The organism is Blastococcus sp. SYSU DS0617 (assembly GCF_054051075.1).
Genome location: NZ_JBJHAO010000010.1, coordinates 110,087 through 134,470, shown reverse-complemented (window position 1 = coordinate 134,470; position 24,384 = coordinate 110,087). Strand labels below are relative to the sequence as shown.

General features: G+C 75.2%; 22 protein-coding genes, 1 pseudogene and 1 riboswitch. Of the genes and pseudogenes, 14 read left to right on the top strand and 9 right to left on the bottom strand.

Annotation, left to right across the window (positions count from 1 at the left end; genetic code table 11):
- Positions 1–15: 15 nt before the first annotated feature.
- The 3 genes from ACI793_RS12980 to ACI793_RS12970 all read right to left on the bottom strand — a co-directional run bounded on the left by ACI793_RS12980 (position 16) and on the right by ACI793_RS12970 (position 4,716).
- On the bottom strand, positions 16–3,843 hold the full coding sequence (locus ACI793_RS12980) for a DNA polymerase III subunit alpha (RefSeq protein WP_456606783.1): 3,828 nt from the start codon (positions 3,841–3,843) through the stop codon (positions 16–18).
- A gap of 73 nt (positions 3,844–3,916) precedes the next feature.
- Positions 3,917–4,393 carry an SAV_6107 family HEPN domain-containing protein gene (locus tag ACI793_RS12975; RefSeq protein ID WP_456606782.1) on the bottom strand — a complete coding sequence of 159 codons (477 nt, stop codon included), beginning with the start codon at positions 4,391–4,393 and terminating at the stop codon, positions 3,917–3,919.
- Positions 4,393–4,716, bottom strand: coding sequence for a DUF6504 family protein (locus tag ACI793_RS12970; RefSeq protein WP_456606781.1), 324 nt, complete (start codon positions 4,714–4,716; stop codon positions 4,393–4,395). The genes ACI793_RS12975 and ACI793_RS12970 overlap by 1 nt, the downstream gene beginning before the upstream one ends.
- A gap of 219 nt (positions 4,717–4,935) precedes the next feature.
- On the opposite strand from ACI793_RS12970, the gene ACI793_RS12965 reads away from it, so the two are divergent.
- Genes ACI793_RS12965 through ACI793_RS12940 form a run of 6 tightly spaced genes read left to right on the top strand, consistent with a single transcriptional unit; the run spans position 4,936 to position 10,347 of the window.
- Positions 4,936–5,448, top strand: a complete 513-nt coding sequence (locus tag ACI793_RS12965) for a YbaK/EbsC family protein (RefSeq protein ID WP_456606780.1) — start codon at positions 4,936–4,938, stop codon at positions 5,446–5,448.
- Entirely contained in the window at positions 5,445–6,047 is a 603-nt protein-coding gene (locus ACI793_RS12960) for a GNAT family N-acetyltransferase (protein ID WP_456606779.1), read from the top strand. Before ACI793_RS12965 ends, ACI793_RS12960 begins: the two co-directional genes overlap by 4 nt.
- 1 nt (position 6,048) lies before the next feature.
- Positions 6,049–7,719, top strand: coding sequence for a phytoene desaturase family protein (locus ACI793_RS12955; protein ID WP_456606778.1), 1,671 nt, complete (start codon positions 6,049–6,051; stop codon positions 7,717–7,719).
- A 47-nt stretch (positions 7,720–7,766) separates the two neighbouring features.
- The gene (locus tag ACI793_RS12950; RefSeq protein WP_456606777.1) at positions 7,767–8,537 is read left to right on the top strand and encodes a carotenoid biosynthesis protein; all 771 of its coding nucleotides are present in this window, start codon (positions 7,767–7,769) and stop codon (positions 8,535–8,537) included.
- Positions 8,534–9,694: a glycosyltransferase gene (locus tag ACI793_RS12945; protein ID WP_456606776.1), complete on the top strand. Its 1,161-nt coding sequence runs from the start codon at positions 8,534–8,536 to the stop codon at positions 9,692–9,694. Before ACI793_RS12950 ends, ACI793_RS12945 begins: the two co-directional genes overlap by 4 nt.
- Complete coding sequence (locus ACI793_RS12940; RefSeq protein WP_456606775.1) at positions 9,691–10,347, top strand: flavin reductase family protein; 657 nt, start codon at positions 9,691–9,693, stop codon at positions 10,345–10,347. Before ACI793_RS12945 ends, ACI793_RS12940 begins: the two co-directional genes overlap by 4 nt.
- On the opposite strand, the gene ACI793_RS12935 is transcribed toward ACI793_RS12940, so the two are convergent.
- Both ACI793_RS12935 and ACI793_RS12930 read right to left on the bottom strand, forming a co-directional pair.
- Complete coding sequence (locus ACI793_RS12935; RefSeq protein WP_456606774.1) at positions 10,344–11,321, bottom strand: carbohydrate kinase family protein; 978 nt, start codon at positions 11,319–11,321, stop codon at positions 10,344–10,346. The two genes, ACI793_RS12940 and ACI793_RS12935, sit on opposite strands and share 4 nt — an antisense overlap.
- A 164-nt stretch (positions 11,322–11,485) precedes the next feature.
- On the bottom strand, positions 11,486–12,175 hold the full coding sequence (locus tag ACI793_RS12930) for a CDP-alcohol phosphatidyltransferase family protein (protein ID WP_456606773.1): 690 nt from the start codon (positions 12,173–12,175) through the stop codon (positions 11,486–11,488).
- Positions 12,176–12,388: 213 nt separating this feature from the next.
- Between ACI793_RS12930 and ACI793_RS12925 the strand changes: the two genes are divergently transcribed.
- Complete coding sequence (locus tag ACI793_RS12925; RefSeq protein WP_456606772.1) at positions 12,389–13,027, top strand: hypothetical protein; 639 nt, start codon at positions 12,389–12,391, stop codon at positions 13,025–13,027.
- Here ACI793_RS12925 and metF read toward each other — a convergent pair.
- Positions 13,014–13,928 (bottom strand): methylenetetrahydrofolate reductase [NAD(P)H], encoded by a 915-nt coding sequence (gene metF / locus ACI793_RS12920; protein ID WP_456606771.1) that lies wholly within the window; start codon positions 13,926–13,928, stop codon positions 13,014–13,016. The genes ACI793_RS12925 and metF overlap by 14 nt on opposite strands.
- A gap of 179 nt (positions 13,929–14,107) precedes the next feature.
- Between metF and ACI793_RS12915 the strand changes: the two genes are divergently transcribed.
- Genes ACI793_RS12915 through ACI793_RS12905 form a run of 3 tightly spaced genes read left to right on the top strand, consistent with a single transcriptional unit; the run spans position 14,108 to position 17,674 of the window.
- Positions 14,108–15,235: a polyprenyl synthetase family protein gene (locus ACI793_RS12915; protein ID WP_456606770.1), complete on the top strand. Its 1,128-nt coding sequence runs from the start codon at positions 14,108–14,110 to the stop codon at positions 15,233–15,235.
- A 1-nt stretch (position 15,236) separates the two neighbouring features.
- A complete protein-coding gene (crtI, locus tag ACI793_RS12910) occupies positions 15,237–16,730 on the top strand; it encodes a phytoene desaturase family protein (protein WP_456606769.1) in 1,494 nt (497 codons plus the stop codon).
- A complete protein-coding gene (locus tag ACI793_RS12905) occupies positions 16,727–17,674 on the top strand; it encodes a phytoene/squalene synthase family protein (RefSeq protein ID WP_456606768.1) in 948 nt (315 codons plus the stop codon). Before crtI ends, ACI793_RS12905 begins: the two co-directional genes overlap by 4 nt.
- On the opposite strand, the pseudogene ACI793_RS12900 reads toward ACI793_RS12905, so the two are convergent.
- The 3 genes and pseudogenes from ACI793_RS12900 to ACI793_RS12890 all read right to left on the bottom strand — a co-directional run.
- Positions 17,671–17,835 (bottom strand): annotated as a pseudogene (locus ACI793_RS12900) (lycopene cyclase domain-containing protein); the annotation flags it as partial. The gene ACI793_RS12905 and the pseudogene ACI793_RS12900 sit on opposite strands and share 4 nt — an antisense overlap.
- A gap of 41 nt (positions 17,836–17,876) precedes the next feature.
- Positions 17,877–18,221 (bottom strand): lycopene cyclase domain-containing protein, encoded by a 345-nt coding sequence (locus ACI793_RS12895; protein ID WP_456606767.1) that lies wholly within the window; start codon positions 18,219–18,221, stop codon positions 17,877–17,879.
- Between the two features lie 43 nt (positions 18,222–18,264).
- On the bottom strand, positions 18,265–18,588 hold the full coding sequence (locus ACI793_RS12890; RefSeq protein ID WP_456606766.1) for an Rv2175c family DNA-binding protein: 324 nt from the start codon (positions 18,586–18,588) through the stop codon (positions 18,265–18,267).
- 13 nt (positions 18,589–18,601) lie between these two features.
- Here ACI793_RS12890 and ACI793_RS12885 point away from each other — a divergent pair, with 13 nt between their 5' ends.
- The 4 genes from ACI793_RS12885 (at position 18,602) to ACI793_RS12870 (ending at position 24,307) form a co-directional block, all read left to right on the top strand.
- A complete protein-coding gene (locus ACI793_RS12885; protein WP_456606765.1) occupies positions 18,602–19,732 on the top strand; it encodes an alpha-hydroxy acid oxidase in 1,131 nt (376 codons plus the stop codon).
- Positions 19,733–19,736: 4 nt separating this feature from the next.
- A riboswitch (ZMP/ZTP riboswitch) is annotated at positions 19,737–19,821 on the top strand.
- Positions 19,822–19,847: 26 nt separating this feature from the next.
- Positions 19,848–21,317, top strand: a complete 1,470-nt coding sequence (locus ACI793_RS12880; RefSeq protein WP_456606764.1) for a glycine hydroxymethyltransferase — start codon at positions 19,848–19,850, stop codon at positions 21,315–21,317.
- Between the two features lie 109 nt (positions 21,318–21,426).
- Positions 21,427–23,400: a Stk1 family PASTA domain-containing Ser/Thr kinase gene (gene pknB / locus ACI793_RS12875; RefSeq protein ID WP_456606763.1), complete on the top strand. Its 1,974-nt coding sequence runs from the start codon at positions 21,427–21,429 to the stop codon at positions 23,398–23,400.
- 7 nt (positions 23,401–23,407) lie between these two features.
- On the top strand, positions 23,408–24,307 hold the full coding sequence (locus ACI793_RS12870) for a deoxyribonuclease IV (protein WP_456606762.1): 900 nt from the start codon (positions 23,408–23,410) through the stop codon (positions 24,305–24,307).
- Positions 24,308–24,384 lie beyond the last annotated feature (77 nt).

Sequence of the window (24,384 nt, the reverse complement as noted above, 5' to 3'; positions counted from 1 at the left end):
GGCACCGTTCCCGGTTCAGTGGCCGGAGCTGCCGGGGCTGGAGTGCCAGAGCTTGCGCGGCGGACTCGCGGCCGCACGCCGAGCGGCCGTCCCGGCGTCGTCGCCGGCCGGCTTGATGTCGGCGTAGGGCGACATCCGGAATCCCGTCGGGTGGACGAGCACGGGCTTGACCACCACCGGCCGCGAGGCACGTGAGGCCGCGGCCCCCGCGATCGCCTGCTCCGTGTACTCCCCCGGCGCCGCCATCAGCTCGCGCACCGCATCCAGTCCGCCGGCCTCCCACGCCTCATGCAGCGCCGGCAGTTCCCATGCCCCGGTGGCCCGGATGGAGACGCCGCGCGGCCCGGTCCGCCGCAGCACCCCCCGTACCACCAGCAGCCACGAGTGGAACACCGTCGCCGCGTAGGGCCCCTGCACGTCCTCGAAGAAGGTGGAGTCCGTGCAGCCCGAGCCGTCGTCGAGCGTCACGAACACCACCCGCCGTCCCGACCGGATCGGCGGGGTCTGCGTCGCCACCTTCACCCCGGCGACGAGCAACTCCGAGCCGCTGCGGCAGCCCAGCAGGTCGGCGGCCGGGACCGCTCCGAGCGCGGCGAGGAACGGCTTGTAGAAGTCGACGACGTGCCGACTGGCGTCCAGGCCGAGCACCTCGAGCTCGGCCCGCACCAGCTCGGCGTCGGTGAACTCCGGCAGCCCGCTCCCCTCGGCCCAGCCGGGGCCGCTGCCGAGCCCGCCGGCGCCCTCCTCCTGCCCCGGCACGTCCTCGAGCGGGAACAGGCCGTCCTGCCCGGCGTCCTCCAGCCCGAGGAGGTCCAGGCTCAGCTGCCCGGCTGCGGCAGCCCGCGCACCGCTGCGGCGCAGGCGGTCCAGCTCGCCGATCTGCAGCAGCAGGTCGCGGCGGGTCAGCTGGCGGCGGCGGTGCGCGGGCCGGCGCGACTCGCGGTCGCGCATGCCGAAGCCGTAGAGCGAGTCGAACCCGCCGGCGAGCACCAGCCGCTCCACCACCGGACGGGACACCGACGCCCGCGACCAGAAGTCGGTCAGCGACCGGTAGGGCTGTCCGGTGACGATGCGGGCGACCTCGTCGTCGGAGATCCCCTTCACGTCGGCCAGCGCCAGCCGGATGCCGTACCGGGAGGGGTCGGGCATCGCCGTCGGCATCCACTCCGGTCGCCGCCAGTCCCCGGTCTCGCTCGTCGCCGGGGTTTCGTCACACCCCTCTTCCCGGTCCCCGCTCTCGATGTCGCAACGCTCGACCCGGTAGGTCGCGCCCGAGGCGTTCACGTCGAGCCCGAGCACCCGGATGCCGAAGTTGCGGGCGTCGTCGAGGATCAGCCGCTTCGGGTACATGCCGGGGTCGTGGGTGAGCACCCCGGCCAGGAACGCCGCCGGGTGGTGGGTCTTGAGCCAGGCCGACTGGTAGGTGGGCAGCGCGAACGCCGCCGCGTGGGCCTTGCAGAACCCGAAGGAGCCGAAGGCGACCAGCACCTGCCAGACCTGCTCGGCGACCTCCGCCGGGTAGCCGGTGTCCAGCACGCGGGGCATGAACCAGGCCCGCACCTCGGGATGGGCGTCCTTCTCCCCCAGCGCCCGGCGCACCTCGTCCGCCTCGGCCAGCGTGCAGCCGGTCATCCGGGAGACCACCTGCAGCACCTGCTCGTGGAAGACCACCACCCCGGCGGTCTCCTCGAGCGCGAACGCGAGGTCGGGGTGCGGGTAGACCGCGTCGCGCCAGCCGTTCCGGGCCATGAGGAACGGGGTGACCATGTCGCTCTTCACCGGGCCGGGCCGGAACAGCGAGATGTCGATGATGATGTCCTCGAAGGTCTGCGGCCCGAACTTGCCGACCAGCTCGCGCTGGCCCGGCGACTCGATCTGGAACATCCCCAGCGTGCGGGTGCTGCGGATCAGCTCGAACGTCGTCGGGTCGTCCCGCGGGACGGCATCGATGTCGACGGTCTCGCCGTCGACCCGGGCGACCTCGTCGAGGGCGTGCGCGATCGCCGACTGCATGCGGATGCCGAGCAGGTCGAGCTTGAGCAGCCCGAGCTCCTCGACGTCGTCCTTGTCGAACTGGCTCATCGGATAGCCGAGGTAGCTGCTCTCGACGGGTGTGCGGTCGAGCAGGGTGGCGTCGGACAGCAGCACGCCGCACGGGTGCAGCGCGATGTGCCGGGGCAGCCCGTCGAGCCGGGCGACCAGGTCGAACAGCAGGTCGAGGTCGCCGGAGCCACCGGCCCGCTTCGACCCGTACCGGCTGGCCCGCAGCTCGGGCAGGTCGCGCAGCGCGGCGTGCACCTGGTTGGCCCGGATGTGCGGAAAGGCCTTGGCGACGGCGTCGATCTCGGCCTGCGGCAGGCTCAGCGCGGCGCCGACGTCGCGGATGGCGTGCCGCACCCGGTAGGTGTCCATCATCGAGATGCAGCTGACCCGGTCGGCGCCGAAGCGGTCGAGGACGGCGTCGTAGACCTCCATCCGCCGCGCGGACTCCACGTCGATGTCGATGTCGGGCAGCTGGTGGCGCAGCGGCGAGAGGAACCGCTCCATCAGCAGGCCGTAGCGGATCGGGTCGACGTCGGAGATGCCGAGCAGGTAGGTGACCAGGCTGCCGGCGCCCGAGCCGCGCGCCGCCGCCCGAACCCTCAAGCTCTTGATGAGGTCGACCACGTCGGCGACGGTGAGGAAGTAGGAGGGGTAGCCGAGCTGGTCGATCACCGCGAGCTCCTCGTCGAGCCGGGTGCGCACCCGCTCCGACGGCGCCATCCCGCGCCGGCCCAGCCCGGCCTCGCAGCGGGCACGCAGCACCTGCGAGGAGGTCATCCCCCGCTCGGCGGACGTGGTGACGACGTCGAGCTCGGGATAGCGGACGCTGCCGATGCCCAGGTCGTTCCGCGGATCGACCGCGCACTGCTCGGCCAGCCGCGCGGTGCGCTCGAGCAGCCGCAGGGCGGCATCCCGGTCGGGGCCGACGAGGTCCTCGGCGACCTGCGCCATCTCCTTGCCCGACTTCAGGTAGCCCTCGGCGGTGCGCCGGTCGACGTGCCGCAGGTCCAGCGGGACCAGCCGGCGGGCGGCGTCGAGGACGTCGGCGGTGGGCGCGTCCAGGGCGTCGACGTACCGGACCGCGTTGCTGAGCACCACCGGCACGCCCTGCTCGGCGGCGAACCGGAGCATCGCCTGCGCTCGCTGCCGGTCGCCCCGGCCGCGGTGGTGCACCACCTCCAGCACCAGGTCCGCCCCGAAGACCGCCCGCCAGGTGTCCAGCAGTACTGCCGCGAGGTCGGTGCGGCCGGCGACCAGCGCCCGCCCCACCGGTGAGTCGGGACCGAGCAGGGCGACCAGGCCGGTGGCGTGCTCGGCGGCCATGGCCAGCGAGCTCACCGGCTCGCCGCGGGTGCCGCGCAGGTGGGTGCTGCTGGTGAGCCGGCACAGCGACGCCCAGCCGGCACCGTCCCGGGCCAGGAAGGTGGTGCGCGGCAGCCGGAGGTCGACCGCCGCCCCGCCCCGGGCGGGCGCCCGGCGGGTGCCCGGCGGGGTGGACGCGTGCAACCGGGGCGCCCGGGCGCCGGATGCCGCGCCGCCGAGGGCGTGCGCGAGCGCCGGGGGCACGGTGGTGTCCAGCGCGGGGGCGACGGCGAGGTCGACCCCGAAGATCGGCCGGATTCCCGCCGCGCGGCAGGCCAGGGCGAACTTGACCGTCCCGTAGAGGCCGTCGCGGTCGGTGAGGGCCAGGGCATCCATCCCGTGCTCGGCGGCGCGCGCCACCAGGTCGGCGGGGTGGTTGGCCCCGAACTGCATGGAGTAGCCCGACGCGACGTGCAGGTGGACGAAGGGGTCGATCACGCGGTCAACTCGCTGGCGCTCGCCGACCGCGTTCCCGGTGATGCTGTGTCTCCGGGTGAGCTCGCAAGCTCGCTCACCTCCGCGGCTCGGACGAGGTGCCGCCGACGACCCGGGGGCGCGGGTAGGGAGGCTCGGCGCGGACCCCCAGGCATCTCTCCACGACCGCGAGGAAGGTGCCGACGTCCCGGACGAGGTCGTCGGCCTCGCGCTCGCTCACCGCGGAGGACAGCCCCGCCTCGGCGGCGGCCCTCTTCGCCGCGCCGGCCGCGAAGAACGTGGCCCACTCCCCCAGTTCCGGGGCGACCTGCTCGAGCAGCACCCAGGCGCTGCGCGGACGGCGGCGCCCACCCTCGGGACGGGTGCGAGCGGCCAGCACGGCGGCCGCGGCCCGCAGCGCCCCGAGGTGCGCGGTGGCGTAGCGCTGCCGGGCGTCGGTGCAGCCGGCGGCCTCGACCAACCCGCGGTGCGCCTGGTCCAGCAGCGTGACGGCGGCGGCGGGCAGCGCCGGGGGCAGGGGCAGCTGATCGGCCATCAGGGGTCGCGCGCCCATCAGTCGTGCACCCGAACGAGCCACCAGCGGTTTCCCGCGGCGTCCCAGGACAGGTCGAAGACGCCGGCGAAGTCCGTCCGCGAGCGCCCGGCCCGCACCGCCTCCACCCGCCACACCTCGCGCGGTGCGACGAGATCGGCCGACGCGCCCCCGCCCCCGGCGTCGCGCTGCCACCAGGGGGAGGTCTCCACCCACGAGTCGAGCAGCTCCCCCACGAGGTACCGGGACTGCCCGCGCCAGAACTGCAGCGGACCGAGTGCGCCCCGCTCCACCTGCACCTCCTCGCCGACCCGATCGACGGCCTCACCGAGCACCCGGCTCATGACGGACCTCCCCAACGTCTCCAGCGCCCCGCCGTCCGCACCACCCCGTGGGGAAGGCCGGGGATCGGTGCGAACGGCGTCTCTTCGTTCGAACACGTGTTCGAACGAGGACCAGTAGACCGGAGCCCGGGGACGTCGTCAAGACGACTGCCGCGTGTCGCGCGCCCGTGTGGCGGGAGGGGTTCCGCACGCCGCCGGAACCGGTGGCAGGATCAGCACATGTCCTCGCCCGCGCACCCCCGGGTCGCCGCGGTCGGCCGGCTGCTGCAGGAAGCGGGCGCGACCGGCCAGGTGCGCGTGCTCCCGGCCGAGGTCCGCACCGCCGCGGCGGCGGCCGCCGAGCTCGGCGTGCCGGTGGGCGCGATCGCCAACAGCCTGGTCTTCGTCGCCGCCGGCCAGCCCCTGCTCGTCCTGACCAGCGGCGCGCACCGGGTCGACGAGTCGAAGGTGGCCACCCTGCTCGGCGTGGACTCCGTCTCCCGCGCGCCGGCCGAGCTGGTCCGCCGGGTCACCGGCCAGCCCATCGGCGGCGTCGCCCCGATCGGCCACCCCGAACCCCTCGGCACCCTCGTCGACGTGGAGCTCGCCCGCCACGAGCAGGTCTGGGCCGCCGCCGGCCACCCCGCCACGGTGTTCCCCACCACCTACGACGAGCTCCTCCGGCTCACCGCAGGCACCCCCGCCGAGGTCGGCGCGGACCTGCCCGAGGCCGCGGAAGTGGTCGGCCCGTGACCGACACCCGACCCGACACCCGGATCGTCGAGCTGCCGGTCCCCTGGCTGCGCGACCACATGCACGAGGCGCTGGCCATCTACGGCCTCGCCATGGGGTACGAGCCCGGGGTGGTGGCCGGCCGCTACGGCTACGCCATGCAGCACACCGACCGGTCCGGCTTCCGCGCCGTCGGGGCGTTCGCCGCCACCGGGGCGGGCGGGGGCGAGGCGGCCGAGCAGCTGGTCGGCTTCGGCTACGGCTACCTGATCGCGCCGGGCCAGTGGTGGCACGACCAGGTGCGCGCGGCCCTGGACCGGCGGACGGCGAAGAAGTGGCTGCCCGGCGCGTTCGAGGTCTGCGAGCTGCACGTGCACCCCGACCACCAGAGCCGCGGACTGGGCCGGCAGCTGCTGCACGCCCTGGTCGCCGACGCGGATGCCCCGGTGGCCCTGCTCTCCACCCCCGATGCCGACACGAAGGCGTTCCGGCTGTACCACGCCGACGGCTTCGTCGACCTCGCCCGCGGCTACCACTTCCCGGGCGACCCCCGGCCGTTCGCCATCCTCGGCGTCCAGCTCCCCATGCATCCGCGCGACCCGCAGCCGGCGAACAGCTGAGGTGATCACCCTCTCCGACACCGCCGTCGACGTCGTCGTGATCGGCTCCGGCCACAACGGCCTGGTCGCCGCCTGCTACCTGGCGCGCGCGGGGCTGTCGGTCGAGGTCGTGGAGTCCGACGACGTGCTCGGCGGCGCGGTGTCGACCGTGGAGCGCTGGCCCGGCGTGCGGGTCGACCGCGGCTCGAGCGCGCACGTGATCATCCGGCACAGCGGCATCGTGGAGGAGCTCGACCTCGCCGCATCCGGTCTCCGCTACCTGGACTGCGACCCGTGGGGCTTCGCCCCCGCCCCGGCCCCCGGGGACCCCGGCCCGGACGGTCGGCCGCTGGTGTTCTCCGTCGACCTGGACGCGACCTGCGCCTCGATCGCGGCGGCGTGCGGCGAGGACGACGCCGCGGCCTACCGCGAGTTCGTCGCGGTCTGGGGTCCGCGCAGCCGCGCCGTCGTCGCCTCGTTCGGCCGCCGGCCCAGCGCCGGCGGCCTGGTCCGCTCCTTCTGGCCGCTCGGCGCACCCCGGGACGGGCGGCCGCGCACGCCCGGCGGCGACCTCGCCATCGACTTCCTCGGCTCCGGCGACGCCCTGCTGGACCGCTGGTTCCGGAGCGAGCGGCTCAAGGCGGCCCTCGCCTGGTTCGGGGCCCAGTCCGGGCCACCGATGTCCGAGCCCGGCACCGCCGCCATGGTCGGCTGGGTCGCGCTGCTGCACGACGTCCCGCCCGGGCACCCCGTCGGCGGCTCCGGCGGGCTCACCGCGGCGCTGCGACGACGCCTGGAGGCCGACGGCGGACGGGTGGTGCTCGGGGACGGCGCCGCCCGCCTGCTGGTCGACGACGACGGCACCGGCCCGCGCATCACCGGTGTCGAGACGGAGTCGGGACGCCGCATCTCCACCGGCACCGTGGTCGCCGCCTGCCACATCGGGGTCACCCGTCGCCTGGCCGGCGAGGCGGCGCCACCCGTCCTGGCCGAGGCCGATCCGCCGGTGGGCAACGGCTTCGGGCTGGTGGTGCGGGCGCTCACCACCGCCCTCCCGGGCTATCCCGGCGCCACCCCGGAGGAGTCGTTACAGGGACTGCAACTCTTGTGCACCGACCGCGCACAGCTGGCCGCCGCGCACGGCGACTGGGGCGCCGGGCGGGTCCCCCGCGACCCGGTGCCGCTGGCGATGTCCTTCTCCGCCAGCGACGAGACGCTCGCGCCGGCCGGCTCCCACGTCGTGACGATCTGGGGTCAGTGGTACCCCTACGCCCTGGCCGACGGCGCCGACTGGGACGCCCTCGCCGATCACGAGGCGCAGCGCCTGGTCGGGGCGGTCGACCGGTTCGCCCCCGGCTTCGCCGACTCGGTACAGCGGCTGTACGTCCAGACCCCCTTGGCCCTCGAGCGGGAGCTCTCCCTGCCCCGCGGCAACGTCATGCACGTCGAGATGGGGCTGGCCAGCATGTTCGGGTTCCGGCCCACGCCTGCGCTGTCGGGCTACCGGGTGCCGGGCCTGCCCGGGCTCTACCTCGCCGGCGCGTCCACGCACCCGGGTGGCGGCGTCTCCGGCAACTCCGGCCGCAGCGCGGCCCGGGTGGTGCTCGGCGACCGGTCGCGGGCCGCCCTCGCCCGCGCGGCGGCCGGCCGGGTCGTGCGCCGGGTCGCCGGCCGCGTCCGGGGCTCGCGGTGACGACGGCGGCCGAGGCCCCGGGGACACCGGTCCTGCACGGATCGGGGGTGCGGCGGGCAGCTCCCCTCGCGCTGGCGATCGCGCTCGTGGGCACGGCGATCGCCTATCCGCTCACCAGCGGCGACACCCGGAACGCGGTCAGCTGGGCGATCGTGCTGCTGGGCGCGACGCTCTCGGTGGTGCACGCCTGGCTGAGCGGGGGACCGCGCACGGGCGTCGGCGTGCTGGCGCTCGTCGGCGTCGTCGCGGTGGCGTTCGAGAGCATCGGCCTGGCCACCGGCTTCCCCTACGGCAGCTACACCTACAGCGGCACCCTGGGCCCCACCCTGCTCGGCGTGCCGTTCCTCGTCCCGCTGGCCTGGCTGATGATGGCCTGGCCGAGCTGGCTGCTCGCCGTCCGGCTGGCCCGTCCGGTGCGCGCGGCGCGACGGCGGCCGGCCCGCATCGCGTGGGCCGCGGCCCTCTTCGCCGCCTGGGACGTCGTCCTGGACCCGCAGATGGTGGACGCCGGCTACTGGACGTGGGCGGACCCCGATCCCGGGCTGCCCGGCATCGACACCGTGCCGCTGACCAACCTGGCCGGCTGGCTGCTGGCCGGGGCGGTCCTCATGACGCTGCTCGACGTCCTCGTCGAGCGCACCGCCGCTCCCCCAGCGGTCGGTGACGCCGCCCCGCTGCTCGCGATGGCCTGGATGACGCTCGGCGGCGCGCTCGCGCACGCCGGCTGGCTGGGTCTGCCCGGATCGGCCGCCTGGGGCGCCGTCCTGGGTGCCGCGGTGCTCGTCGTCCTCGCCGTCCAGCGGTCCCGGCACCGGTGAGCGGCCGGCTGCTGCGCGGGCTGGCGGCGCTGTCCGTCGCGGGCGCGGCGCACGCGGCCCTGAACGCCGCGGTGCTGCGCCGCCCCCCGGCCGCCCCGGCACCGGTGAGCAGGACGGTGGCCCTGGTCGTCCCGGTGCGCGACGAGGCGGCGAACGTCCTCGACTGCCTCGCGGCGGCGCTGGACCAGCGAGGGGTCCCCGACCTCCGGGTGGTCGTCGTCGACGACGGGTCGACCGACGGCACCGCCGCGCTCGTCGCCGGACATCCCGACCCGCGCGTGCGGCTGGTCCGCGCCCGGCCGCCGGAGCCGGGCTGGCTCGGCAAGCCGAACGCGTGCGCGCAGGGAGCGGCCGAGACCGACGCCGACGTGCTGGTGTTCCTGGATGCCGACGTCCGCCTGATGCCCGACGCCGTCGCCGCGGCCGTCGCGGTGCTGGACGCCGCCGGGCTGGACCTGGTGTCCCCCTGGCCGCGGCAGCTGACCGGCAGCACGGCCGAGCGGCTGGTCCAGCCGTTGCAGCAGTGGCTGTGGACGACGTTCCTGCCGCTCCGGCTGGCCGAGCGCTCGCCCCGGCCGTCCCTGGCGGCGGCCAACGGGCAGTTCCTCGTCGTGCGGCGCGCGGCCTACGAGCGGGCCGGCGGGCACGCCGCCGTCCGTGGCGCCGTCGTCGAGGACGTCGCCCTCCTGCGTGCCGTCAAGGCGGCCGGTGGGCGCGGGGTCGTCGTCGACGGGTCGAACCTCGCCGTGTGCCGGATGTACGACGGCTGGGCGGGCGTGCGCGAGGGCTACGGCAAGTCGCTGTGGGCCGCGGTCGGGGGCTCGCCGGCCGCCGGGCTGGCCGCGGCCGGCGTGCTCTCCGCGATCTGGGTGCTGCCCCCGGCCGCGGCGCTGCGCGGCTCCCGCGCCGGCCTGGTCGGATACGCGGCCGGAGTGGCCGGCCGGGCCGTCAGCGCCGCCGCGACCGGCGGCCGCGTCTGGCCCGACGCGCTGGCCCACCCCGTGTCGGTCCTGGCTCTGGACCTCCTCATGCTGCGCTCGGTCGCCGGGCACCGGCGCGGGACGCTGCGCTGGCGCGGCCGGGGCGTGACCGTGGCGCCGGCGCCGACCGCACCGCCCGCGCCGCCCGGTCCGGCTGCGGCGAGGATGGGCGGGTGACCCAGCCGGCTTCGCGCGACCGCGTCTCCTTCGACCCCGACGCCATGGACACCGGTGCCTTCTACCGGGTGCTGAACTCCGTCGTCGTCCCCCGGCCGATCGCCTGGGTCTGCACCCGGTCGGCGTCCGGCGTGCACAACCTGGCGCCGCACTCCTTCTACACGGTCGCGTGCGTGTCCCCGCCGGTGGTGCAGTTCACCTCGGTGGGCCGCAAGGACTCGCTGCGCAATGCCGAGGCGACCGGCGAGTTCACCGTGAACCTCACGCCCGAGGCGCTGTTCGAGCAGATCAACGCCACGGCCACCGACTTCCCGCCGGACCAGAGCGAGGCGGAGCACACCGGGGTGCGGCTGGAGCCGGCCGAGACCGTGGACGCGATGCGGGTGGCCGACTCCCCCGTGTCCATCGAGTGCGTCCTGCACGGCACGGTCCGGCTCGGGGACAGCACCGTGGTGTTCGGCCGGGTGCGGCACATCAGCGTCTGGGCCGAGGCCGTGCGCGACGGCCGGCCGCGCATCGAGCACCTGCGGCCGCTGGCGCGCCTGGGCGGCAACGAGTGGTCCACCCTCGGTGAGGTGCGCGAGATCCCGCGCATCTCCTACCGGACGTGGGCGGCCGACCCCACCATCGGGGAGCGCCTGCGCGACGACTAGGCCGGCAGGTGCGCCGCGATCTCGTCGGCGGCCTCGGTGCCGAACGCCTCGCCGAAGCGGCTCAGGAAGCTCTCCCGCGGCAGGTCGTACTCCTGCGTGCCGATGACCTCGACGGCGGCGGTGGCGACGGCCGAGCCGAGCTGGGTGGCCCGCTCCAGGCTCAGACCCCACATGCGGCCGGCGATGAAGCCGGCGCGCAGGGCGTCGCCGCCACCGGTCGGCTCGACGGGCTTGGTCTCCGGGACGGCGATGACCTCGATCGGCTCGGCCCCGGCCCGGCGGACGAGCACGCCGTCCTTGGCGCGGGTGGTGATCCACGTGCCGACCCGCCCGAGCACCTCATCGGCGTCCCAGCCGGTCTTCTGCTGGAGCAGGTGCGACTCGTACTCGTTGGTGAACAGCAGGTCGGCGCCGTCGACGAGGTCGCGGATCATCGCGCCGTCGGCCCACGCGAGCTGCTGGCTCGGGTCGGCCACGAAGGCGTACCCGCGGGTCCGGCACTCCTCGGTGTGCCGGACCATCGCCGTGGGGTCGTTGGGGCCGACGACGACGAGGTCCGGCTCGCCGACGCGCCGGGCGACCGGCGCCAGCTCGATCTGCGAGGCCTCGGCCATGGCGCCCGAGTAGAACGACGCGATCTGGTTGTTGGCGGCGTCGGTGGTGCAGACGAACCGGGCGGTGTGCTTGAGCTCGGACCAGTGCACGCTCGCGGTGTCCACGCCGTGCCGGCCGAGCCAGGCCTCGTAGTCGGCGAAGTCGTTGCCGACGGCCCCGACGAGCACCGGCGCCAGGCCGAGCAGGCCCATCCCGTAGGCCATGTTGGCGCCCGCGCCGCCGCGGTGCTGGACGAGGTCGTCGACCAGGAACGACAGCGAGACGTTCTCCATCTGGCCCTCGACGAACTGCTCGGTGAACTTCCCCGGGAAGGTCATGAGGTGGTCGGTCGCGATGGACCCGGTGACGAGGACGGGCACGGCTGCTCCTGGGGGGTGTGGCTCCGGAGGGGCGCGGGCGCCCGGCTCGCGAGCGGGCCTGGGTGACGGAGGGGGGAACGGGAGGGGTCGAGCACGCACACCCTAGGCGCCGCGCCCCGGAACGGCGGTGCCGAGGTACCCGGCCGGCGCCGGCCGGAACCCGCTCAGCCCGGGCCGGTACCGCCCGGCCCGGCCAGTTCCGAGCGCAGCCACCAGCCCAGCTGAGCCGTCGCCAGCAGGCCCAGGAGCGCGCCCACCGCCGCTCCCGTCGTGACCGTGAGCACGTCACCGCCGACTCCGCGCACCTCCAGTCCGGAGACGACGCCGGCGCCCCCGAGGGTGAAGCCGGCCATGACGACGCGGGCGGGCCGCTCCCAGAGCGAGATCGGGCCGGTGCGGTCCACGCCCGCCTGACCGGCACGGGCGCGCACGTAGTCGGGCAGCCAGCACATCGCGCCGAAGGCGACGGCGAGCCAGCCGGGAGCGCCGGCCGCCCACAGCGCGACGGCGTAGGCCACCTCGGTCAGCCGGTCCACCACGGAGTCCAGGACGAACCCGCGCTGGGACGCCCGTCCCGCACCGATGGCCAGCGCGCCGTCCAGGCTGTCGAGCAGACCGGAGAGACCGACGAGCAGCCCCGCGACGACGAGCCAGGCACCCCCGGCCGCGGCGGGCGGGATGCAGGCCGCGGCCACCAGGAGCCCCGCGACGGTCGCGACGACGGGCGGCAGGCCGGCGAGCGGCCGAGCGAGGGCGTGGGCGAGGCTCAGCCACCCACGCACCAGCGGGGACGTCGTGTCGCTCCCGCCGTGCCACCGCGACCAGGCGAGCAGGTACTCCTCGCGGTCGAGCATCCCGCACCTCCCCGTGCCCGGCGCCGGACGCCTGCTGACCGGAACAGTAGGGCGACGCCCCGCCTCCCCATGATCAGCACACGCTCACGGCGCCGCATCGGGCCGTGCGGCCGCCACTGGCGCGTGGTGATCACCCGTCCGGCCGATGGTCCCCCGTTCCGGTCGCGGCAGGGTTCACGCGTGCGCCCACCGCGATCGGGATACCCCCTCGCCATGGCTGCCCAGATCAGTGACGCCGTCGTCGTCGACGTCCTCCGCAGGGTCGACCGGCTGGCCACCCCGCTGGTGACCCGGCTGGGGCGGCCGCCCTCGCTCCCCCAGGCCGAACGGGACCGGTGGTGGGCCGACCGCGTGTCCCGCGTCGCGGCCGCCGTCTCCGCCGCGCCGCGCTTCGCCGGCAAGCTCGCCGACCTGCTCCCGCTGCAGAACACCGTGGGCACCGCGGTCCAGTCGCTGGTCGTGCTCGGCGTCGCCGGTGAGCACGACGTGACCGCCCCCGCCGAGCGGGTCTCGGTGCTCGCCCGCGTCCTGCTCGACCGGGACCTCCCGCCCGCTGCGGTCGAACCGCTGCTCGCCGGGACCGACGGCGCCTACCGGGAGGCGGCCTTCGGGGCCGCCGAGGACCGCAAGGGCGCGCGCGGCGCCGTGCGCACGGTCTGGCGCGTCGCCCGGCTGCTCAGCCGCGTCGACGACGCCCTCGACGCCCGGCCCAAGGGCAAGTGGCGCCACCGGATGCTCTCCAACATCCCGGTGGTGGGCGTGGCGGGTGGCTACGCCGCGGAACGGGAGGGGCTGCGCCGCGCGGCGGCCGAGGCCGCGGCGGTGCTCGGGAGCCGGGTCAGCGAGCGGTGACCGGCTCGGACACCGAGCCCACCAGGTTGGCGTGCACCTCTCGCGTCGCCGTCGACCGGTTCATGGTGATGAAGTGGATGCCGGGCACGCCCTCGTCCAGCAGCGTGCGGCACAGCTCGGTGGCCACCTCGACGCCGTAGGCCCGGACGGCGGCCTTGTCCTCGGGGCGGTCGCCGTCCAGGGCCTCGAACCGTGCGGCGAGGTCGGCGGGGAACGCCTGGCCCGACAGCTGGACGATGCGCTTGATCTGCTTGGCGTTGGTGACGGGCATGACGCCGGCGATGATCGGGACCTCGCAGCCCCGGTCGGTGACGCGGTCCCGCATCCGGAGGTAGTCCTCGGCCCGGAAGAACATCTGCGTGATGGCGAAGTCGGCGCCGGCCCGGCACTTGGCCACGAACATGTCGACGTCGGTGTCGAAGTCCGGCGAGCGGGGGTGCCGCTCCGGGAAGGCGGCGACGCCGACGGAGAAGTCACCCATCGACTTGATCAGCTCGACCAGCTCGGCGGCGTAGGACAGCCCCTCCGGGTGGGCCACCCAGTCGGCCTGCGGGTCCGCACCCGGCGGGTCCCCGCGCAGCGCGATGATGTTGCGGACCCCGGCCGCGGCCAGCCGGCTCACCACGTGCCGCAGCTCGGCGATGCTGTGGTCGACCGCGGTCAGGTGCGCCAGCGGCGTCATCGTCGTCTCGGTCGCGATCCGCTCGGTCACCGAGACCGTGCCCTCGCGCGTGCTGCCGCCGGCGCCGTAGGTCACCGAGACGAACGAGGGACGGAGCCGCTCGAGCTCGCGGAGCGCGCTCCACAACTGCTGCTCGCCCTCGGGGGTCTTCGGCGGGAAGAACTCGAAGGACCACGTCGGCCGCTCCGAGGCCAGCAGCTCACGCACCGTCTGTGTCACGGGCATCGAGGGTACGGACGACGGCGCACTTTCTCCCACCGACCGCATCCGGAACCGCCCGTGGCGACGAAGAGGCCAGGAAGCGGACGACCCGGAAGGCGGACCCACACATGTTCGGCAGCACCCTCCCAGCCGTCGCCGGATCAGCCCGTCGGGCAATGCGGGGCGATACTGAATTGGTGACCATCGGGACCCCGCAGCGGACGGCCGCCCACCTGGCGCCCTCCCTGGCCGCCGCCGACCTCGACCGGCTGCACGCCGCGGTCACCGCGTCGCTGACCGAGTTCCTCGAGCGGCAGCGCACCACGCTGGCCGGCATGGCCGCCGGCCTGGTGCCGGTCGTCGACGAGGTCGCCGCCCTGGCCGCCGGTGGCAAGCGGCTGCGCCCGTCCTTCGCCTACTGGGGCTGGCGGGGGGCGCGCGACACCGGTCCGGGCGCCGGTGAGGACGACGCCGCGGTCCTCCGCGCGGTGTCCGCCCTGGAGTTCGTGCACGCCAGCGCCCTGGTGCACGACGACGTCATGGACGGCGCCGTCACCCGCCGCGGACGCCCGGCCACCCACATCGGCTTCGCCGCGCGGCACGCCGCCGACGGTCTCAAGGGCGACGGCGAGCTGTTCGGCACCGGCGCGGCGATCCTGGTGGGCGACCTCGCGCTGGTCTGGTCCGACGAGCTGCTCCGCTGCTCCGGCATCTCCGAGGGCGCGCTGAGCCGGGCACGGGCGGTCTGGGACACGATGCGCACGGAGGTCACCGCGGGGCAGTACCTCGACCTGCTCCGCGCCGCCGGCGGTCTGCCGGGCCCCGAGGGCGCGCTCACGGTCGCCCGCTACAAGAGCGCCGGCTACACCGTCCAGCGGCCCCTGCAGCTCGGCGTGGCCATCGCCGGGGCCGGCCCGCGGGTCGTCGAGGCGACCACTGCCATCGGCCTGCCGCTGGGCGAGGCCTTCCAGCTGCGCGACGACGTCCTCGGCGTGTTCGGCGACCCTGCCGTCACCGGCAAGTCCGCCGACGACGACCTCCGCGAGGGCAAGCAGACCCTGCTGATCGCGCTGGCCGAGGAGGCCGCCGATGCCGCCGGCCGCCGGCTGCTCGACGAACTCCTCGGCAACGCCGGGGCGCGGGAGGAGGACTTCCAGGCCCTGCGCGAACTCATCGTGAGCACCGGCGCCCGCGACCGCGTGGAGCAGCGGATCGCCGCGAGCACCGCCCGCGCGCGCAGCGCCATCGCCGACGCCCCCCTGGCCGACGACGCCAAGGCCGCCCTCGACGCGCTCGCCGTCGCGGCGACCTCCCGAGCCGCCTGACGTGCGGACAGTTCCTGGAGCCACCGACCGCGTCGTCGTGGTCGGCGCCGGCCTGGCCGGCCTGGCCACCGCGCTGCGCCTGCGCGGCGCCGGCCGCGAGGTGACCGTCGTCGAGCGTGGGACGGGCCCCGGCGGGCGGGCTGGGCGGATGGAGTCCGGCGGCTACGCCCTGGACACCGGCCCGTCGGTGTTCACCGCCCCCGAGGTCCTGGCCGACACCCTCGCGGCGGTGGGCGAGAAGCTCGCCGACCGGCTGACGCTCACCCCGCTGGAGACCAGCTACCGGGCCCAGTTCGCCGACGGCAGCTCGCTGGACGTGCACGCCGCGCCGGACGCCTTCGCCGCCGAGGTGGCCCGCGTCTGCGGGCCGGCCGAGGCCGACGCCCTGCGCCGCTACCTCGCCGACCTCGCCGAGCTGTACCGCCTGCAGCTGACCACCTTCATCGACCGCAACCTCGACTCCCCCCTCGACCTGCTGGGCCCCGAGCTGGTCCGGCTCGCCCGCCGCGGGGGATTCGGCCGGCTGTCCTCGCACGTCGGGACGTACTTCGCCGACGACCGGCTGCGGCGGCTGTTCAGCTTCCAGGCGCTCTACGCCGGCGTCTCCCCGTTCCGCGCCATCGCCGCCTACGCCGTCATCGCGCAGCTCGACATCGGCGCCGGGGTCTGGCACCCCGAGGGCGGCATCGCGGCGGTCCCCCGCGCGCTGGCCGACGCGGCCGCCGACGCCGGCGTGCAGTTCCGCTACGGGGCGACCGTCACCGGGCTGCCGACGTCGGGACGACGGGTCAGCGGCGTGCGCCTGGCCGACGGCGAGGTGCTGCCCGCCGACGCCGTCGTCGTCACCGCCGACGAGCCGTGGCGGCTGGTCCCGGGCGTGCCGGCTCCGCGCCGCCCCGTCTGGTCGCCGTCCTGCGTGGCCCTGCACGTCGGTGTGCGCAGCGAGCTCCGCGGCCAGGCCCACCACACGATCAGCTTCGGCGCGGCCTGGCGGCAGGTGTTCGACGAGCTGACCCGCGACGGCCGGCCGATGACCGATCCCAGCCTGCTCATCAGCATGCCATCGGTGACCGACCGATCACTGGCACCCGAGGGCGGTCAGGTGGTCAGCGTCGTGGCGCCCACTCCGAACCTCGACCCGCGCAGCGGCGGCAACCCGCGCCTGGACTGGGCGACGCTGGGCCCGCGCTACCGCGAGGAGCTGCTGGCCACCCTGGACGCCCGCGGCTGGACGGGCATCGCCGACGCGATCGAGGTGGAGCACATGGACACCCCGCTCACCTGGGCCGAGCAGGGCATGGCCGCCGGCACGCCGTTCGCGCTGGCGCACACCTTCGGCCAGACCGGCCCCTTCCGGCCCTCCACCCTCCCCCGCCGCGGTCCGGAGAACGTGGTGCTCGCCGGCTCGTCGGTGCAGCCGGGCGTCGGGGTGCCCATGGTGCTGATCAGCGGCCGGCTGGCTGCCGAGCGGATCACCGGGCCGGTGCCCCGGTGATCCGGCCGGCCGGCACCCAGGCCGCCCGGCAGCAGCAGCTCACTGAGGCCTACGCGCACTGCGCCGCGATCGCCGCCCAGCACGGCAAGAGCTACCACCTGGCCACCCGGCTGCTGACCCCCGACCGGCGTCCCGCCGTGCACGCGCTGTACGCCGCCGCCCGCACCGCGGACGACCTGGTGGACCTGCCCGGCCCCGACCCCGAGGGCGACCTCGCCGAGTGGTCGCGCGCGGTCCTCGCCGAGCTCGAGGCCGGCTGGTCGGAGGACCCGGTGCGGCTCGCCCTGGTGCACACCTACCGCCGCTACGACATCCCGGTCGAGCACCTGGTGGACTTCCTCGCCGCCATGACCAGCGACCTCGACGTCGACGGCTATCCCGACCTGGCCGCGCTGGACCGGTACATGTGGGGCTCGGCGTCGGTGATCGGCCTGCAGGTGCTGCCCGTGCTGGGCACCGCACCGGGGGTGACCCGCGAGGAGGCCGCCCCGCACGCCATCGCCCTCGGCGAGGCGTTCCAGCTGACCAACTTCCTCCGCGACGTCGCCGAGGACATCGACCGCGGCCGGGTCTACCTGCCGGCCGACCTGATGGCCGCGCACGGCGTCACCCGCGAGCAGCTGGCCGCCCGGCGGCACACCCCCGGCTTCGAGGCGCTCATGCGCGAGATGGTGGCGATCACCCGCCGCCGCTACGACGACGCCGCGGGCGGCACCCCGTTGCTGGCGCCGGAGTCCCGCGACTGCGTGCGGGCGGCCACCGCGCTGTACGGCGGGATCCTGGGCGAGATCGAGCGGGCGGGCTACCGGGTGCTCGACGGCCGGGTGTCGGTGTCCAGGCCACGCCGCCTGGCGGTGTTCGCCCGCCGGTTGACCGCTGCCCAGCTGGCCAGGGTGAGGGTGACCATGGCGAAGCCGAAGAGCAGATCCTCGACCGGCGCGTAGGCGATCCGCGGCCCCCAGATGGTGGCCTCGTCGTACGTGACGACGTCCAGGCCGGTGAGCACGCCGTTCATCAGCAGCTGGAAGAAAAGGATGATCGCGTAGGCGGTCCAGAAGACCTTCCGGGTGACCATGCGGGTGCGGAAGACGGCCAGGTCCGCCACCAGCACGGCGACGACGGCCAGCACCGCCAGGACGCTGTAGCTCACGTCTCGGCCTCCTCGGCGGGATAGCCGGCGTCCCAACCCGTCACGCGGCGCACGGCCTCCAGCGCCAGCACCGAGCACAGCGGGACGACGACGAAGAACAGCGCCTCCTCCAGCGGGATCCCGCCGGGCAGCCGCACGTCGAGGGTGCGCGTGGCCGAGTAGTCCCAGTGCCCCTGCGCGATCGCGTAGAGCACCCACACGAGGAAGACCGCCAGCTCCGGCACGATCGCCAGCAGGAACCGCCGCCAGCGGGCGTAGACCCGCACCCGCAGCACCAGCTCCAGGGGTGCGGTGACCACCAGGCACCCGACGAGCAGCCCGAGGTAGGTCAGCTGCTCCACGGCACGACCTTCCGCGCCGGTGCCGGCCGCGGATGCACCCGGGTCAGAACGCCAGGGCCTGGGCCCGGCGGGTGACCTCGGTGTGCCGGTCGTCGCGCAGCGCCTGCACCGGCGTCCCGGGCAGCGTCTCGTCCTCGCGGAACAGCCAGTCGAAGGCCTGCTCGTCGGTGAAGCCGCCGTCCCGGAGGACGGTCAGCAGCCCCGGCAGGTGCTTGAGGATCACGCCGTCCTGGACGAAGGCGGCGGGGATCTTGCCGTTGCCGCTGCCGGGGACGGCCATCAGCTTCCCGTCGCGCAGCAGCTGCCGGACCCGGTTCGGCGAGGTGCCCAGGAGCTGGGCGACCTCCGCGGGGGTGAACGTGTCCATAAGGTGCGAGCCTATGGCGCCTCCACCACCAGCCGACAGCCCGGTGCCGGGGCAGCGACGGCGCGCCGTGGGCGAGGAGACGCCCGAGGACCGGGAGCCCCCCTTCCTCGACCTGGACCGGCTCGAGGCCTCGGCGCGCGAGCTGCTGCCCGCCGACGTCTTCGACTACTACGCCGGCGGCGCGGAGACCGAGACCACCCTGCGGGAGGCCCCCGGCGCCTGGCGCACGTGGCGGCTGCGGCCCCGCGTGCTGCGCGGCGTCACGTCCGTGCCGCTGGACACCGAGCTGCTCGGCACCGCCGTCCGCTCCCCCATCGGCGTCGCGCCGTGGGCGTACCAGGGCATGGCCCGTCCCGACGGCGAGCTCGCCACCGCCCGGGGTGCGGCAGCCGCCGGTTCGCTCATGACCGTGTCCACCAGCGCCACGCACACGCTGGAGGAGGTGGCGGCGGAGGTCCCCCACTCCGCACTCTGGTTCCAGCTCTACCGGCTGCACTCCGGCGCACACACCGACGACCTGGCCCGCCGCGCCGGGGACGCCGGCTACGCCGCGCTCGTGCTCACCGTCGACCTCCCCCTGCTGGGCCGCCGGCGTCGCGACCTCCGGCACGACTTCGCGCTGCCGGCCGGGCTGCGGATGGCCAACCACCCCGCCGACGGCGACCGGCCCGGGCTGCAGGACCTGGCGACGGCGACCTGGACCTTCGACGACATCGCCCGCTTCGGCGAGCTGTCCGGGCTGCCGGTCGTGGTCAAGGGCGTGCTCCGCGGCGACGACGCCGTCCGCTGCGTGCAGGCCGGCGCCTCGGCGGTGTGGGTGTCCACGCACGGGGGCCGGCAGGTCGACCCGGCGGTGGCCAGCGCGCACGCCCTGCCGGAGGTCGTGGACGCCGTCGGCGACGAGGTCGAGGTCTACGCCGACGGCGGGATCCGGTCGGGCTCGGACGTGCTGACCGCCCTCGCCCTCGGGGCGCGTGCGGTCTTCGTCGGGCGGCCCACCATCTGGGGGCTGGCGACCGGCGGTGCCGACGGCGTGGCCGGCGTCCTGACCGGCCTGGGCGAGGAGCTCGCGCACACCATGGCGTTGTGTGGCGTGGACGACGTCCGGTCGGTGCCTCGCGACACCGTCGTCCCTGCGCGATAACCTCGTCCCGGGCCGTGACTGGCGCGAAGAGGTGGGCACCCACCGGGGAGCGGTCCGCACGATCCCTGCCGCGCGCCTGGGCGACCCTGTTGACGACGCCGGCCAGGAGACCCCCATGACCACTGCGCCCACCACCCACGCCACCCCCTTCGACGCCGCGACGGCCTCGGACGCCTACCGCAGCGCCCTGTCGGTGATCGGTGCGGTCGAGCCGCGGGTCGCCGCGGCGATCAGCCAGGAGCTGACCGACCAGCGCGAGTCGCTCAAGCTCATCGCCAGCGAGAACTACGCCAGCCCGGCCGTGCTGCTCACCATGGGCAACTGGTTCAGCGACAAGTACGCCGAGGGCACCGTGGGGCACCGCTTCTACGCGGGGTGCCAGAACGTCGACACCGTCGAGTCCCTCGCCGCCGAGCACGCCCGCGAGCTGTTCGGCGCCCCCTACGCCTACGTCCAGCCGCACTCCGGCATCGACGCCAACCTGGTTGCCTTCTGGGCCGTGCTCGCCCAGCGCGTGGAGCTGCCCGCGCTCGAGCAGGCCGGCGTCCGGCACGTCAACGACCTCACCGACGACGACTGGGCGACGCTGCGCCGGGCCCTGGGCGACCAGCGCATGCTCGGCATGTCCCTCGACGCCGGCGGCCACCTCACCCACGGCTTCCGGCCCAACATCAGCGGCAAGATGTTCGAGCAGTCCTCCTACGGCACCGACCCGGCCACCGAGCTGCTCGATTACGACGCCGTCCGCGCCCGGGCCCGGGAGTTCAAGCCGCTGATCATGATGGCCGGCTACTCCGCCTACCCGCGCCGGGTGAACTTCGCGACGATGCGCGAGATCGCCGACGAGGTCGGCGCCACGCTCGTGGTCGACATGGCGCACTTCGCCGGTCTCGTCGCCGGCAAGGTGCTCACCGGCGACTTCGACCCGGTGCCGCACGCCCACGTCGTCACCAGCACCAGCCACAAGTCGCTGCGCGGACCGCGCGGCGGGTTCGTGCTGGCCCAGCCCGAGTTCGCCGACGCCGTCGACCGCGGCTGCCCCATGGTGCTGGGCGGCCCGCTGCCGCACGTGATGGCCGCCAAGGCCGTCGCCTTCGCCGAGGCCCGCCAGCCCGCCTTCGCCGGCTACGCGCAGGCGGTCGCCGACAACGCACAGAGCCTGGCCGACGGCCTGAGCAGCCGCGGCGGGCGCCTGGTCACCGGCGGCACGGACAACCACCTGGTGCTGCTGGACGTCACCGCGTTCGGGCTCACCGGGCGGCAGGCCGAGTCCGCGCTGCTGGACGCCGGCATCGTCACCAACCGCAACGCGATCCCGGCCGACCCGAACGGCGCCTGGTACACCTCCGGCGTCCGGCTGGGCACCCCGGCGCTGACCACCCGCGGGTTCGGCGCGGCCGAGTTCGACCGGACGGCCGAGCTCATCGTCGACGTCCTCTCGAACGCCACCCCCACCGCGACGCGCGACGGCGGCGTCTCCAAGGCCAAGTACGTGCTGACCGACGGCCTGGCCGACCGCACGCGCGCGGCCACCGCCGAGCTGCTCAGCGCCCACCCGCTGTACCCCGGCCTCGACCTGGCCTGAGGACGGCACGCCCGGGGCCGGCGGTACGCATGCGCACCACGGGTCCCGGGCGTCCCCCGCACCGCGTCGCAGGCCTCCCGGGCCCCTCGACGCTCCTACACTCGGTCGAGTGGACACCGTCGTGACCGACCCCGTGGTCGGCCTCGTTCTCGAGGGGCGCTACCGCCTCGAGGAACGGGTGGCCCGCGGCGGCATGTCCACCGTCTACTCGGCCACCGATCTGCGGCTGCACAAGACCGTCGCGGTCAAGGTCATGGCCGAGCACCTGGCCCACGACCCCACCTTCGTCGACCGGTTCACCCGCGAGGCGCGGGCCGCCGCGATGCTCAGCCACCCCAACGTCGTGGGCGTGAGCGACCAGGGCAGCGACCAGGGCCTGGTGTTCCTCGTCATGGAACTGGTGCGCGGGCGCACCCTGCGCGACCTGCTCACCGCGCGCGGCCGGCTGACCGTGGGCGAGGCGTTCGCCGTCCTGGAACCGGTGCTGTCCGGGCTGACCGCCGCCCACCGCGCGGGCATCGTGCACCGGGACATCAAGCCGGAGAACGTCCTCATCGGCATCGACGGCGTGGTCAAGGTCGCCGACTTCGGGCTGGCGCGCGCCGTCGTCGGCACCGGGCAGACCAGCCAGACCGGCGGCGTGCTCATCGGCACCGTGGCCTACCTCTCCCCCGAGCAGCTCGAGCGCGGGCGCGCCGATGCGCGCAGCGACATCTACGCCGCCGGCATCGTGCTCTACGAGATGCTCACCGGGCACCCGCCCTACGGCGGTGACACGCCACTCGCGGTGGCCTACCAGCACGTGCACCACGACGTGCCCGCGCCGTCGGCCGAGGTGCCCGGGCTGCCCTGGCAGGTCGACGAGCTGGTCGGCCGCGGCACGCGCCGCGACCCGGCGGGCCGGCCCATCGACGCCGGCGCCTTCCTCGCCGAGCTGCTCGACGCGCGCCGCGACCTCGGCATCGAATCGGTCCCCGTGCCGACCGGGCGCAGCACCGCCGGGCCCGGCACGCTGCGCCCCACCAACCGCCCGACCCGCCCGCGCCACCCCAGCGACCCGGGCACCGCCGTCCTCGGCGCCCAGCGCAGCGGCCGCACGAGCACGCTGCCGGGCATGGGCGCCGGCCCGACCACCGACGTCGGCGGACGCCGCCCCGGGGTGGACCGCGCGCGCCCCGGCGTGCCGCAGCACATCCGCCGCCGCCGGGCCCGCTTCGCGGTCGCCCTCGTGCTGCTCCTGGCCATCACCATCGGCGCCGTCGGCTGGTGGCTGGGCAGCGGCCGGTGGACCGACGTGCCGGAGCTGGTCGGCAAGTCCCGCGAAGCGGCCGTGGACCTGCTGCAGGAAGCCGGCCTCGACCCGGACCCGGTCGTCGAGGAGTGGAGCGAGACCGTCCCCGCCGGGACCGTGATCTCCATCGACCCCGGAGCCGGCGGCGAGGCCATCCGGGGCACCGACGTCGAGGTCGTGGTGTCCAAGGGCCCCGAGCGCTACGTCATCGCCCCGGAGCTGGTCAGCCGCCCGGCCGACGAGGTGGAGGCGGAGCTGCAGGAGACCGTCCCGGTGCAGGTCACCCGCACCGAGGTGTTCGACGAGCAGGTGCCCGTCGGGATGGTCACCGGCTTCGACCCGCCGGCGGGCAGCCAGCTGCAGCGCGAGCAGGTGGTCACCATGCTGGTCAGCAAGGGCCGGGCGCCGGTGGCGGTGCCCGACGTGACCGGCCAGACCCCCGAGCAGGCGACCGCCAACCTGAAGGAGCTCGGCTTCGAGGTGACCCGCGGCTCCGACGGCCGCAGCGCCGACGTGGACAAGGGCGAGGTCATGGTGGTCGACCCGGCCCCGGGTCGGCAGGCGCCCTACGGGAGCACCGTGAAGATCCGGGTCTCCGCCGGCGTGCCACTGGTGACGGTGCCCGACGTCGTCGGCATGAGCGAGGCCGAGGCCACGGCCGCACTGCAGGCCGTGGGCCTGCAGGTGGAGTCCACGCGCTTCTTCGGCGACCGCGTCTTCCGGCAGAGCGTGAACCCCGGGGAGACCGTCGAGCAGGGCACCAAGGTCACGATCCTGCTCACCTTCGGATAGTCGCGCTGTGATTGCTCCGCGACGTGTGCCGCCGATCGGCGCGCACATCCAGATCAAGGGCGGCCTGGCCAAGGGCGGTCTCCCCTACACCGACGCCGTCGGTGCCGCCGCCGTGCAGGTGTTCGTCGGCAACCCCCGCGGCTGGAAGCTCACCCCGGGCGACCCGGCGCAGGACGCGCTGTTCACGGCCGGGTGCACCGAGCGCGGGATCCCGTCGTTCATCCACACCCCGTTCCTGGTCAACGTCGGATCGCCCACCGAGGCGACCGTCGAGCAGTCCGTGGCCTCCATCGCGCACAACCTGCGGCGCGGTGCCCAGCTGGGCTGCGAGGGCGTCGTCGTGCACGCCGGCTCCGCCGTCGGCGAGGACCGCTACGAGGACGCCCTGGCGCAGCTGCGGGAACGGCTGCTCCCGGTGCTCGAGGCGGCCGACCCGGCCGGGCCGCGGTTGCTGATCGAGCCGACGGCCGGTGGCGGCAAGGCACTGGCGGCCACCGTCGAGGAGCTGGGTCCCTACTTCGCGGCGCTGGAGGACCACCCGCTCGTCGGCGTCTGCTTCGACACCTGCCACATCTGGGCGGCCGGGCACGACCTGGCGACGCCGGGCGGCATGACGGCCACCCTCGACCTGCTGGAGGCGACGGTCGGGCCCGGGCGGCTGGGGCTGGTGCACGCCAACGACTCGCTGGACGGGTGCGGGTCCAAGCGCGACCGGCACACCACGATCGGCGAGGGCTCGATCGGCGTCGCACCGTTCGCGGAGCTGCTCGCCCACCCCGCGACGGCCGGCGTCCCCGTCGTCGTGGAGACGCCCAGCCTCAAGGACGGCGATCCGTGCGGTGGCCACGCCGCCGACATCAAGCTGCTCAACTCCCTGATCCCGGAGACCGACGCCGGGGTTGCCTGATCCCGCCCCACCGCGCCACGAACCATGCGAACTCGTGGCCATCGACCCTCGATCACCACGAGTTCGCATAAGTCGGC